A 13716-nucleotide genomic window follows, 5' to 3' on the forward strand; every position below is an offset into this window, starting at 1 on the left:
TTTCTAAAAAACTTGACTCAAGGGTGACCTGGAATGACAAATGCAATGGAACTCTATCAGATGCTTCCAAAAACCAACTGCAAAAAGTGCGGAAAAACCTCATGTATGGCCTTTGCAGTAGCCCTAATGGCACGCGAGCTCACACCCGAGGACTGCCCGCCCCTTAAAGAAGAACCAAAGTACAAAGAAAGCTATGAAAAGATATGTGAAATTTTCAAACCATCCGAAAGCGCAACTGAAACCGGGCTTATAGTGCACGAAGACTTGTGTTTCGGTTGTGGAAATTGCGTGGTTGCCTGCCCTCCTAATGTAGCAAATGATCCTTATGGAGTAGGTTCAGGAAACGCCCCCAGGAATGCTAATAAGCTGGTTCTGACCGTAGAAGACGGAATTGTAAAAGCCCAGAACTTAGGGGAATGCCGCCGCTTCGGAAAAAATAAAATTCTCTGTAATGGCTGTATAGTAACCTGCCCTGTAGAAGCAATTGAGTTTGTGTGAGGAACGTGGATATGGAGAAAAACTATTATGTATGCACAGGCTGTGGACTCCTTTGCGATGATATCGAGGTTGAGTCCGAGAAAAACATAGTAAATAAAGTTTATACAGCCTGCAGAGTAGGGGTAGCCCACATGAAGGAAACCAGGGATGAAGCAGGTTTCCGTGTTGATAATATACCTGTTGATGAGGCAACTGCAATCAATGAGGCTGTATCAATCCTCAGGGATGCAAAAAACCCCCTGATCTTCGGGCTCGGGAATTCCACAGATGAAACTCAGAAACTGGCAATTGAGCTTGCAAAAAAAATCAACGCAACGCTTGATGATACATCCTCTTTCTGTCTGGGCCCTCTGTCTGATGCTCTCATTCAGGATAAGCTTAAGACCTGCACTCTTGACGACGTGAGGAATAAAGCTGATGTAATTATATACTGGGGAACAGATCCATCGGACTCTCATCCTCGCCTTCTTTCAAAGCATTCCTATTTCCCCAGAGGAAGCGAAAAGCAGCGGGGCTGGGAAGAAGAAAGAACAGCAATTGCAATAGATGTTCGGAAGTCTCATACTGCAAAGATCTGCGGGAACTATTTCTTCCAGATTCCTCCAAAAGGAGATGCAGAGTTTATCGATGCCCTGATTGCAGGGCTTTCTGGAAAGCTTCCCAAAACCTCTTATAATTACCCCCCAAAGAGACTCCTTGAGCTTGCAAATATCCTTAAAGGGGCGAAGTTCGGGGTAATTTTTGTAGGACGCGGGCTAATCTACTCGATTGAAGACCTTGAACCGCTTTTCAAGCTCATGAAAGTCCTTAACGAAAAAGCCAACTTCCACCTGATCCCAATGGTAAGTAGCTGTAATATAGTGGGCTTTAACGAAAAACTCTTTGCAGAAACAGGATATGTAAATAGCGTGAAGTTTGAGGACGGTACTGTAAAACATGGGCCTGAGTATTCAATTGTTGAGTCTCTTAAAGCGAGAACAGTGGATGCAGCCCTTATTATTGGCACTGATCCATTTTCAATCCTTCCCCACTCCATTGTGAAAAACCTGCTTGAGATTCCATTTATCTCAATAGACCATTGTGAGACCCTGACTTCAAAGCATGCAAAAGTTTACATCAATACCACAATAAGCGGCGTAGAGTCTGGAGGAAGTGCTACACGCATGGATGGGGTTAAAGTCAGTTTTGAACCTGTAATTGAGACAGATCACCCATCTGAGGAAGTAATCCTAAAGAAAATAATGGAGGCACTGTAATGGATTTCGGATCTTTTCTTTCGGCTCCTGAAATAAAAATAAAAATCATAACCTATCGAGATATCTTTCAGGATAAGGCTATGCGTGAAGACCGTCTTGGGGAAGAGTACAAAAACCTCTCTGCCGTCATAAAGCTGGATCCTGCAGACTTGAAACAGCTGAACGTAAAAAAAGGCGATACTGTCATCCTGAAAAACTCATTTGGACGGGTTGTTGTCAGAGCTGAAGAATCCGGATATGAAACTCCTCACAGGGGTATTGCATATATGCCTAAAAGCCCCTGGTCAAATATGCTTGTTTCAGATGAAACCGGCGGCACAGGAGTTCCGAAGTTTAAAGACATATCCGTAACCGTTACCAGTGCAAAAGGGGAAAAAGTAACTGAGCTCAGGATTTAATTTCTTTTTCCTACTCACTTAATTTTTTTCCTATTAGGGCTAGCTGATTTCCTTAGAAGATCATTAAGCCTTTAAAATTCCCTTAATAATTTCCTTTAAAAATGGCAGAAACCATTCTGTTTCCTTTTTATGGTAACCGCAACCTGGATGAAAAATATGGCCAGTAAACTCCTGAGATTTACAAAAGTCTTGAAAAATGGGACTGTTTTCTACCGTTTTGAAGGTTTCGAAAATGTAGATTCCAGATGGGAACTGCCCTGTGAGTATCTTTCAGGCCTTCACTTCGCAGCATGGAATGGAATTCTTCTTTATTCGGATGGAAAAACTCTCTTTTCACTCACTCAGGGAAACGAACTCTCAGAATGTGCCTATTCCGAACTCATGTCCATTATTGATGCAGGAAAAAAAAGGCTCAGGGAGATTCGGAATTGTAACTCTTTTTAAGCCTTTAACAGGGTTTTTAAAAAAACTTCCTTAAAGAGGCTTTCTGGCTGAAAGTACTGCAAACCATCCTCTTCCATGCCCTTTTTCCGAAATCTCAATTTCTTTAATTTGCTCAGGCTGTTTAAAGAGTGTCTGGCAGGTCTCAAGACTTTCGAATCCGAGTGCTGTAAGATATCCCGAGATCTCTTCTGCCGAAAAGAAGTGTGCCTCAGAAAGAAACCTGCCTTTTTTGCTACCTGATTCAATATAGCGTCCCTGTGGGCTGTCCCTGTCAAGAATTCCGGCTATAATTTGTCCTCCTGGCTTCAAAATTCTCAGAATTTCCCTGAGCGCTTGATCAGGATTCTCAAGAAAAGCAAGAGAGGTAATAATCAAAACCAGATCAAATTTTTCTTTTTTAAAGGGCAGGAACTCTGCAACTCCAAGCACGACCTCCAGGCTTCGCTGCTTTGCAAGTCTTGCCATAGCCCGTGCCGGTTCAAGCCCGAGTCCGATCCCCAGGACCGGAGAGAACCTGCCTGTACCGGCTCCGATTTCAAGTGCTTTCAGTTTCTTCGGATTTTCTGGGAGGAAAGTTCTCAGGGCAAGCAGTTCCGACATGTATGTGAATTCATTACTCTCATACCAGGCGTCATATTCTTCTGCATACCTGTCAAAAATCTCCCATGACCCCATTGAATCATCACTCCTGTAGACCCTGTCAGCAATGCCGTCCCCGTCTGCATCATTTTCTTTAAGGTTAAATATATAAAAATATAGGTATTGCCTCGATTAGTACCTATTTTCCTGAGATAAATTTCAAAAAATAACGGCTATACTTTCAAAAAATAATGGCTCTAAAATCACCTGAAACATGCTGGATAAGCAAAAATAGAAAAGACAGGGTAAAGGGTCAAGTCCCTTTCCCTGAGTTTTAGCCTGGTGCTTTATCTCCGGACCGTTAGGCTTCAATCAAGTTCCATATCGTCTTCCATCTCATCGATGTCCATTTCTACCTTGCTGCCATCATCCATTTCGGTTTTATTGGTGTACATTTCATTTCCGCTGACAGGTACTTCGGTTTTGTTTGTATTTGTCGTATTTGCTATCGTTTTATTACCTGTATTATTTAATTCGTTTGCACTTTCGATCTTATTTGTTTCCGTTCTGTTGACAGCTGTTTCATTTGTCGTTATTTCCGCTTCACTGGTTATTGCTCCGGGGTCGGAAGGCACCATAGAACGTTCAGGCGCAGAGCCGCCTACCAGAGGCAGGAAGTCCGAATAATTGTTGCCCGGAAGTTTATATGCCGTATCAGCAATCCCGTCTCCATCCCCATCGGTTGCAGTCTGAGAAAATCCGGTACCATCAGGTTTTGCCCAGAAGTTACCTGCTATGAATGATCCGCCAATGATATTGGTGCCGGCAGTTTTTGTGACATTCCAGACATTTCCTTCGCTTCCGTCCTTAACGTCTGAGTTAAAGACATTGTTCAGATAATTATCAAAGAAGATATTGCCATTGCTTGTAGAGCTCATGAAAATGCCTGAGATACTGTTCAGAGCGATAATATTTCTTGAAATGATATTGTTCTGGGAGGTGCTCAGGTGGATTCCACGTCCGCCGTCAGAAACTTCATTTCTTGAGATGGTATTGTCTGTGCAGTATGATAGCAGGATTCCATATTCCCTGTTACCCAGCACCGTATTGTTCATGATATTGTTCCCGCTGGATGATATCAGGTAAATGCCTCTACTGTTATCTGAAGCCGTATTACTATCCAGGATATTGGTGCTCGAATTTGTCAGATAAACTCCATGCCCTCCATTTGAATTCAGGGTATTGCCTGTAAAGTTATTATTGGTGGAATTTACCAGCACAATTCCGTGGTTAACGCTCGTACTTGCCGTGTTGTTAATTAATGTAGTCCACTGCGAGCGAGATATATAATATCCATACCTGTTGCTTAATGCCAGATTATTTGACACCAGGTTGTAACTCGAATCACGCAGGCTAATTCCCCTTCCGCCCTCCAGGAGGCGGTTATTAAGAATTGCGGTATTATTTGATAATCCCAGGTCTATTCCGAGACTGTTATTTGACAGTGGATTCTCACTGATTGTACAGTTAGCAGAGTTCAGTAAAGAAATCCCTGAGGCATTACAATTCGATACTTCGTTTCCTGAGATATTGCAGTTCATTCCTGAGAAAAGACGGATACCGTAATTGTTGTTCAAAGCCAGATTGTTAAGGATTTCGCTCTCACTGGACCTTTGCAGGAAAATACCCCTGGTATTATTGACCGCTGTGTTGTTTACAATCCTGTTGTTAAGGGAACTGTCAAAAAATATGCCATAATCCATGTTTGAGTCCGCAGTGTTTCCGAACAGGTCATTACCGGTTGAATACACTATATGGATACCATATCTACCATTTGCATTTGCGGTGTTGTTTTCGAGACTGTTATTTATACAATTTTCCAGGATAATACCATGGTTGGAGTTCATATTTGCTGCGTTTTCCGAAAGTTTATTCCCCTCGGAAGCAGTGACATAAATCCCAAACCGCTGACCTGAAACCTTGTTGTTCATTATTGTGTTATAATTTGACCTCTCAATGTTAACTGCTCTCTTGCCCTGTTCCACTGTATTGTTAAGGATACTGTTGTTCATTGAATACTGTAAGTATATTCCGAGAGCATTGTTAACGAGTATGTTATTTTCTATAACACAATAATTGGATGCAGATAGTTGGATTCCCGACCTGTCAAATCCGGCTCCTGTGATGGTTAGCCCCATAATAGTTATGTTATCCGCATCTATAGACAATACATTTGAAGCATTATTATTTGCTGTAATTATGGTGTCTTCGGGATTTCCAGAGCTGGATCTTAATACAATATTGTCCTTTGTTATTATGATATTCTCATTATAGTTCCCGGGACTTATGACTATTTCATCTCCGGAACTTGCATTATCAACTACAGACTGAATTGACTCCCCAGGCTGGACCGTGAGTTCGACCGCAGTGCCAACACTCGAACAAGACGTAAAAATGAAAAAAGCTATTGCTAGAGTAACAAATCGGTTTATTAAAATCCCCCGCTCTTTATCTAAATTATTATTTAATTTTCTATTGATAAATCTGATTTTAAACATTAAATAATATAAATTTATTGGATTAGAATAATATCAAAATAAAGAAATAAAAGTCCAGGTAAAAAGCAGCCAATAGCAAGCCCAGCAAAATAACCAGATAGTCTTTTTTTCTTATGTCCCGGATCAACTTTCATTATAACATGACAGGCTGCTTGCGTCCTCATAAAACTTAACCCTCAAGCGTGAAAAAGACTGTTCTGGCTCAATAAACCAGAACCGATTGCATAAGAGCCGCTGCACATATGAGAAGTTCATTCCGATATCGTTCCTGGTAAAATATTCTGGGAAGGATAACACATTGGAAAGAGTGAGAGCCGTTCATAAAAGCGAGAAATCCGATAAAAAAGGCTGGTGAAACAACTAAAGGTTACTATAAAGAAGGAGACTATAAAGAAGGAGAACCATAAAAAGTTACGAAAATAAGGCTCTGTAGAAAACCTATCTAAATAAGCATTATGGGGCTGAAACCAACTATGGAAAATATAGATCATAAAGTTCAGTTCAAATTAATGTAGATTTGTTATTCCACAGGTTTTCTACAGAGCCGAAAATAAGAAAAATCAAAAATAGAAGAAAAGGCAAGATAAAGGAAAGGCTTAATACCTTTATCCTGCCCTTTTTATTGAATTCCTATCTTTTATTCTTTCTATTTATCAAATTCTTATCTTTTATTTTATTTTCTTTTCTTTTTATCGAATTCTTATCTTCTATTTTCTTTTTTAATCGTCCTTTTCTTATTTTCGCTTTTTCTTTCTGGTTTTACTTTTCATCTTTGTTCTATTTTTCTTTTTGGCTGTACTTTATTTTTTCTTATGCAAGAATAATGTAATAAGGCAGGCTACAACACAAAGTCCTTCAAATCCGGGTATGCTTGTGACTTTATCCTTCCCGGTTCCCTGCTGAGAATTCTGTTCCTTTTCTGTTTCATTTACTGTTGTGTTTTTCTCCTCAAGTTCTGATGTTTCAGCCGCAGGCTTTGTATCAGCCGTGGGTTTCTCTATGGTTTTTCCTGTTATTGCAAAATGGGTGAAGCCTGGGGTGTCTGCCGTGAAGTACAGATATTTACTATCTTCTTTCAACAGCTTTATGGGCAGCTCGGACCATTTTTTATCGCTATACCTGTTGAACGTGATTGAATTCTGGTCAATGTTCTTTTCCTCAAGCCAGGATTTTTCGACCTTGAAGCACACTACAGGGTTTTCAATATTCTTTTCCGTTGCAAAACCTGCATTTCCAACCCAGAGGTTAAAGTACTTGTAGACCTCATCTGAGGACAGATTTGAAGTCAGGGTTGATTTTGCTTTGAGCTGCTCGGCAATAGTTGTGGTCTTGCCTGCGGTCTTCTTTGCATCAAAGCTAACATACACAACGCAGGTGGCATTTTTCGGGAAATCAAATTTCACGGGATTTCCGCTTACAACGCGTACCTGTGAAAGTTCCTTGACTTCAACATTTCTTGCAGGTTCAGGGGAACCCCCACCGCCACCACCACCGCTGCGTTTGCTACCACCGCCCTTTTTGCTTCCTCCGCCTGAACTGCTCTGCTGTATGACAGTTATTGTCAAATCCTTTGAGGAAGTGCCATTTTCATTGATCGCAGTTAGGCTAACAGGATAAGTTCCAGGAACTGAGAACACATAAACAAAGCTGGCATTTGTAGACTCAATAGTCCCGTCCTTGCCAATATCCCAGTTCCTTGAGGTTGCGTTCTGCGAAAGGTCAGTGAACTGGACCGAAAGAGGAGCATAACCGCTCATGGGATTGGCACTGAAGTCGGCTTTAGGAGGGATTCCGCTTACAGTTATATTCATATCTCTTGTATCCGTGCCGTTTTCATTAATTGCGGTTAATCTGACAGGATAAGTCCCAGGCACTGAGAACACATAGGTAAAGCTGGCATTTGTAGACTCAATAGTTCCATCAATGCCAATATCCCAGTTCCTTGAAATTGCATTTAATGACAGGTCAGTGAACTGAACGGAGAGAGGAGCATAACCACTCGTGGGATTGGCACTGAAGTCTGCCTCCGGAGCAATCGGGTCAGGAACATCTATAAGGGGTAAATTGTCTGTAACGTTGTTCGTAATAAATGGCTCATCTGCAAATCCGTCATTGTTTGCGTCAGGTGTGATCTGTGAATGTCCTGTACCGTCTGGTTTTGCCCAGAAGTTGCCGCCAAGGTATGAACCACCCATAATGTTTCTGCCACTGGTATTTGCTACATTCCAGACGCATCTAGCATTTTTAACGTTGGCATTTATAGCGTTGCAGAAATTATTGTTATAGATAAAGTTATCAAGGCTTCTGGCACACAGGAAAATACCATGATCATTATTCCAACTGATGGTATTACCTGAGATGTTGTTATTTACTGACGAGCTCAAGGAAATGCCTACGCTGCTGTTAAAAGCAGTATTCCCAGAAAGTTCAATATTGCTGGAATTTACCAGAAGAATTCCAAAATTACGATTATCCGAGAGATTATTGTTAATAAGCTTGTCATTACTTGAGTTCGACAGTTGGATAGCTCTCTCACTGTCAGGTACGGTATTGCTGATAAGGTAACTGTTATTCGAATTCTCCAGGTAAATTCCGTTCTTATTTGATTGGACAATGTTGCTGGTAATATTATTGTAGTCGGAGTTTTCCAGAAGAATCCCATAAGCTCTATTTGAGTTCACAATATTGTCAGAGAGTATATTTCTTACGGATGTACCGAGGGAAATTCCTCCCCTGTCATTTTGCGATATTTTGTTATTTAACACTTTATTATCGAATGAAGTTCCTAGCACGATACCGTAATTGCTATTCGAATTTGCTTCATTGCTGTCGATAATATTATTACTGGCATTGTATGCAAGAACAATACCATTATTATTTGAATTTGCCTTATTGCCTGAGAGCATGTTGTTATTTGACCACAGGGTAATGAAAATGCCTCTGGTATTGTTGTAAGCATAATTGTTGACCACGTTACTATTGTTAGAATATCTCATAGCTATTCCGTAGGGACTACTTGAGACATTATTGTTTTCTACGTTACTATTACTGGAAGTATTCAGAAAGATAGCATGGGCACTGGTAAATGATACGTCATTGCCTGAGATTGTGCTTCCAGGGGACGATACAAGAGAAATCCCATCAGTACCATTGGACACTATATTGCTAATCAGTTTATTATCGGTTGAGTTTACACAATAGATTCCATATCTCCCGCTTGTACTTACGAAGTTGTATTCAAGAGTATTATTTTTTGAATTTCCTTGCAAAAGTATACCGTCGTCAGTACTCTGGCTTACAGTATTACTTGAAAGCTCGTTCCAATCAGAATTACTGATATGAATTCCATACCTCTGGTTTGAGACTGTATTCCCCGAGATTTTGTTATACCCGGATCCTTCAATATTAATTGCTCTGCCAGCAGCATTATCTTTGACAAATATATTGTTGTGAATTTTGTTGTGATTAGAGCTTGACGTCAGCTGTACTCCAAGGGCATCATCCAAAAATATATTATTTTCAATTGTACAGTGGTGACTTCCAACCATGTTGATGCCTGCGGTATCGTTTCCAGCTCCTCTGATCGTAAATCCTTTAATTGCTAAATTATCTCCATAACTAACAGAGATTACATGACCGCCTATATAATTGGCTATTATTGTATCCGCAGCATTACCGGATGCAGACCTCAGCTCCAAATTCTTTAGTCCGGGTTTATTTATATTGATGTTCTCATAATAGGTTCCCGGCTGTACGATAATTATATCACCCGAATTCGCATTGTCCACCGCAGCCTGTATTGTCGCATAGTTTCCCGTACCGTCAGTGGCTACAGTACATGTCGCAGCTGCTCCGATAAAGGAACTTAGTGTGAAAATAAAAGATGCTAGTAGTAAAAGCTTTAATCTATTTATGTTCAATTCCTCCATATAGATAAAAGTAATTGGTTGATCGACTCCCTAAAATTAATTAGAAACTAATAGCGACTAGAATATAAATATAACGGTTCCTATCAACATACATTTGGAAGTATTAAAAAGTACAAAACCGCAAAATAATGTCTCAGCTTGCTGAAATTCTCTTACTACTTCTTTCTCTTTTAGTATCCACTATCTTTTTCGATTATAACAAACTGAAAATTAGTTAACGCTGACTACATCTTAACTTTTTACCACCTAAACACGCTTGTAAGTAGTGTTAATCAGAATATTTCAACTTCCCCGCATTCATCCAATCCCGGTTTTAATTTATCTTCAAACCTGCGAGCAGCACGATTATTTGATTTCGAAGGATAAAATTAATATATTTAGTAAGTTTCCCAAAAAAAGTGGGGCTTTCTTCATAAATTTTCTCTTAAAGAGGATGTATCGCTTTTCATACACTCATTAAAAAGGATACTGATACAAAATGAATTAAAATTTTGAACACAAAAACTTGAAAAAGGTTCACTCGCCGTCCCGCACTCTTTTAAAATAGCAGGAAACTGGAAAAACTCGCTTCAGGTCAGGATAATATGCTGGATGAAAAACAAAGAAAGATTCCGGAGATTACAGAAAAATAAGAGATTACAGAATTAAAGAGCTAGAAAAAACAAAGGGAAATAAGCAGGATGAAAAGAAAAAAAATCTTATAATATTTAATAAATTGATTCCTGCTTAAAAGATTCTTTCCCATCTCAATAAACTGTTTCCTGCTTTGTCCTCGTATTATATGCCCTGTACTCGTCCTCTTTTTTATCCTGCAGGTAGATATGGTCATATTCCGTGTCACCCAGCATCTTCCTGTACTCTTCCCTGGCTTCAGCCTGGCAGTTCTCGCAGGCATAAATCGGGACCGAGACCCCGAAAATCCTGGTATCGTATACGCTCCTGTGGGCGTGGGAATCTATGGTCTTGTAGCCCTGGCAGTCAGGGCACATCCGGATTCTTTCTTCTTGAAGCTCCTGAATCATATCCGTGTCGTAAAAGATCTGCTTTCTCCGGCTGTAGAAATCTCCATACTTTGCTACTTCGGCTTCTACAAGCCTGTCCCGGTTATTCCAGTTTTCGAGCTGAGCTGCAACGGTCTCTTCCAGTGTCTTTCTATCCCGTGCAGCCTGGACAAACATCCCTGGCTTGAAGTCAGGTTCCCTTACGCAGGAATAATCAAGTCCTGCCATTGCAAGGATTATGCCTGTGTTTACATAAGGCAGTGCAGTCTGGATTGCGTAGCCGCCCTCAAGCACAGCCATATCAGGGGCAAGTTTCTCATTCAATTTTGCATAGCCCTGTGAGGAAAAGCGCATATTCGCAAGTGGGTCAGTATAGTGGTTGTCCTGCCCCGCAGAATTCAGAACTAGCTCAGGCTTGAAATCTTTTAGAATCGGAAGTACGAGAGAATCGAGCACATAAAGTATGCCTTCATCAGGGGTTCCAGGCGGCAGGGGAATATTAATTGTCCTGCCAAGCGCTTTTGGGCCCCCAAGCTCGCTTATGAAACCCGATCCGGGGTAAAGAGTCCTTCCGTCCTGATGGAAAGAAATAAAAAGCACATCCGGGTCATTATAGAAGATTTCCTGGGTTCCATCCCCGTGATGCACATCGGTATCCACGATTGCAATCCTGCTGATTCCATATTTCCTTCTCAGGTATTCTACAAGAATAGCCTCGTTATTTATATTGCAGAACCCCCTGTTTCCGTGTGCTACTGTCATTGCATGATGACCGGGCGGGCGGACAAGCGCAAAAGCATTCTTAACTTCCGCTCTCATCAAGGCATCCCCGAGCACAAGGCAGCTCCCTGCTGCGATAAGATGGGGAATTGTAGCTTGGGTTTTTATATCAGGCACACAGAAGTGGACTCTGGCAATGTCCCTGTACTCAGCAAGGCGGGGTTTATATTCGGCTATTTCCGGCAGATCCATCAGGCCTTCTTCAAAGATCTGGTCCCTGGTATAGAGGAGGCGTTCTTCTCTTTCCGGATGGGTAGGCGAAATAGCCCAGTCAAATGCCGGGAAGAAAACCAGACCTGTCTTTTCGGCTCTGGAACGGTCTGCCGGGGATAGAGGTTCTTGTTTTGTCTCCTGTCCGGTCTTTTTCGATTCCATTAAATTTTCCTCATTTGTCTCAAGCTTATTTTCTTCACTCTCTGTTATCCGGGTTTCTTCTTTCTCTGCCTTACTTCTCCCTTTTGCATGCTCTTTTTTCTCTTGCTGCATACCTGCGCCGGAGCCAGTTTTCAGTACATCCCTAATTTTTCCAAGCCCCAATTTCATGCTTTTTCCCTCCCTTTCCATCCCGGGATTAAGCCCGCAGGAATCTGCATGCTTACGTCAAAAAGCCGCCCTGTGGTATACCAGCCGTTGACGACATTGAAAACTTCACTATTAACAATCTCGGCTTCATCCGCATACTCGGAAATTCCGAAATTTTCTGCACGTTTCCTCAGGAGCTTTGCAGCAAAGGCTTCAGCTTCTTCGAGGTGTATTTTATTGAAATTCCCAAGGTTTGCTGCACTCAAACTGACTATCTCCCCTTCCTCGGCTACTGAATATATCTGCTGTTCAGTATCAATGTGCAGGTTCATGGTAAGCGTGGGCCTTGCAATGGCTGCCCCTATAGCATTTCCTACTTCAGCATACTCAGGGGTGACAGGTTTGGCATAGAGTTTTTTCGCAATTTCGGCAATGAGACCTTTTGCTCCTCCCCCTATTCCAACCACATTCTCAGGTCTCGCCTTTTTCTCCTGCAGGACTTCCCATATCCTGTAGGCAGGCTCCTGTTCCCACTCAAGAAACATCTCATTGACTGCATCAGCAATCATCTGTGCAGCTTTATCCACTATCAGTACCGCAGTTTCAGCTTCGGATTTTCCCAGGTCAGAAGCTGTGGCTTTAATAGCTTTGCTTGAAAGTTCAGGGTTTCCTACATTGATAAGCCCAAGAACGTTCAGAGCATCTGTTGGGGTGGTTTCTTCTCCTCCCATGCAGCAAGCAGGACCTGCCCTATCAGGACCGACCGTTAATATTTTTTTACCTGTATCCGACTCCTTTACCCTTACGACGCTGTCTCCTCCTACAGCTATCGACCGGACAGCAAAAGCCCGAACATGTGTGAGGAAACCTCCGAGTTTTGCACCTTTAGAAGCCAGAAGCGGATTGCCTGAAAGAATTAGTGCAAGATCTGTCGTAGTCCCTCCTATGTCCACCACAACCGAAGTCTGATTCTGCGGGGTAAGGGCAAGAGCTCCAATCGTACTCGCAGCAGGGCCCGAAAATATAGTTTCTACAGGGAATTCTATTGATTTTTCAACCGGGAGAGTTCCTCCATCAGCTTTCAGGATAAATACGGGAGCCCGAATCCTTCTCTCCTCAAGAGCTTTCATGATCTTCTCGACAAACTCCTGATAGCGCTCCCTGGTGGCAGAAGTGAGCATGGTAGTTGCTACCCTTCTCGGGAAATTCAGTTTTCCTGAAACCTTATGCCCGAGTTCCAGTTTGCAGCCGGGATAGATCTCCCTGAAGATTTCCTCTATCATCAGTTCATGGGAAGGGTTTCTTTGCCCGAATTTGCTTATAATGGCTGCTCTTGCAAATCCTGATTCCCGGATCAATTCCACGGTTTTCCTGATTTCAGCCTCATCGAGGGGTTGGATTTCCCTTCCCCTGTAATCCATAGCCCCTTTAAGATAAAAGCTGTCAGGGAAGCTGTAACTCTCCGGATTAATACCCGGCCCCGGAATCAGCACCAGAGCCACACGGTCAGTTTTGCCTTCGGCAATGAGGTTTGTTATCACGGTCGTACTAAATACAACCCTTTCCAGTTGCTCTGGAGGAATGCCTCTGCTGACTGCATCAAGGGCTTCAAGCAGGGAATTCAAAAGTCTCTCTGGCTCAGTAGAAACCTTGGCAGTACTGCATACTTCTCCATTCCGGATAAGCACTGCATCCGTGGTAGTGCCTCCAACATCAATTCCTATTAGCATTCACAATTCGCCTATCCTAGC

General features: G+C 42.0%; 9 protein-coding genes. 4 read left to right on the forward strand and 5 right to left on the reverse strand.

What is annotated here, in order from left to right; genetic code table 11:
- The first annotated feature begins 33 nt into the window (after positions 1-33).
- From AOB57_RS00375 to AOB57_RS00390, 4 genes are all read left to right on the forward strand, one after another.
- On the forward strand, positions 34-498 hold the full coding sequence (locus tag AOB57_RS00375) for a (Fe-S)-binding protein (protein ID WP_054298750.1): 465 nt from the start codon (positions 34-36) through the stop codon (positions 496-498).
- Positions 499-509: 11 nt separating this feature from the next.
- Entirely contained in the window at positions 510-1754 is a 1245-nt protein-coding gene (locus AOB57_RS00380) for a formylmethanofuran dehydrogenase subunit B (protein ID WP_054298751.1), read from the forward strand.
- Complete coding sequence (locus AOB57_RS00385; RefSeq protein ID WP_054298752.1) at positions 1754-2152, forward strand: molybdopterin dinucleotide binding domain-containing protein; 399 nt, start codon at positions 1754-1756, stop codon at positions 2150-2152. Before AOB57_RS00380 ends, AOB57_RS00385 begins: the two co-directional genes overlap by 1 nt.
- A gap of 129 nt (positions 2153-2281) precedes the next feature.
- Positions 2282-2596, forward strand: a complete 315-nt coding sequence (locus tag AOB57_RS00390) for a hypothetical protein (RefSeq protein WP_226999561.1) — start codon at positions 2282-2284, stop codon at positions 2594-2596.
- A 30-nt stretch (positions 2597-2626) separates the two neighbouring features.
- On the opposite strand, the gene AOB57_RS00395 is transcribed toward AOB57_RS00390, so the two are convergent.
- The 5 genes from AOB57_RS00395 to AOB57_RS00415 all read right to left on the reverse strand — a co-directional run bounded on the left by AOB57_RS00395 (position 2627) and on the right by AOB57_RS00415 (position 13695).
- Positions 2627-3271: a class I SAM-dependent methyltransferase gene (locus AOB57_RS00395; protein ID WP_054298753.1), complete on the reverse strand. Its 645-nt coding sequence runs from the start codon at positions 3269-3271 to the stop codon at positions 2627-2629.
- Between the two features lie 272 nt (positions 3272-3543).
- Positions 3544-5733, reverse strand: a complete 2190-nt coding sequence (locus AOB57_RS00400; RefSeq protein WP_054298754.1) for a NosD domain-containing protein — start codon at positions 5731-5733, stop codon at positions 3544-3546.
- 800 nt (positions 5734-6533) lie between these two features.
- Positions 6534-9662, reverse strand: coding sequence for a NosD domain-containing protein (locus AOB57_RS00405; RefSeq protein ID WP_054298755.1), 3129 nt, complete (start codon positions 9660-9662; stop codon positions 6534-6536).
- Between the two features lie 746 nt (positions 9663-10408).
- Entirely contained in the window at positions 10409-11986 is a 1578-nt protein-coding gene (locus tag AOB57_RS00410; RefSeq protein WP_054298774.1) for a histone deacetylase family protein, read from the reverse strand.
- Positions 11983-13695: a hydantoinase/oxoprolinase family protein gene (locus AOB57_RS00415; protein WP_054298756.1), complete on the reverse strand. Its 1713-nt coding sequence runs from the start codon at positions 13693-13695 to the stop codon at positions 11983-11985. Before AOB57_RS00415 ends, AOB57_RS00410 begins: the two co-directional genes overlap by 4 nt.
- Positions 13696-13716: the final 21 nt, after the last annotated feature.

This window comes from Methanosarcina flavescens, from assembly GCF_001304615.2.
Classification (GTDB): Archaea; Halobacteriota; Methanosarcinia; order Methanosarcinales; family Methanosarcinaceae; genus Methanosarcina; species Methanosarcina flavescens.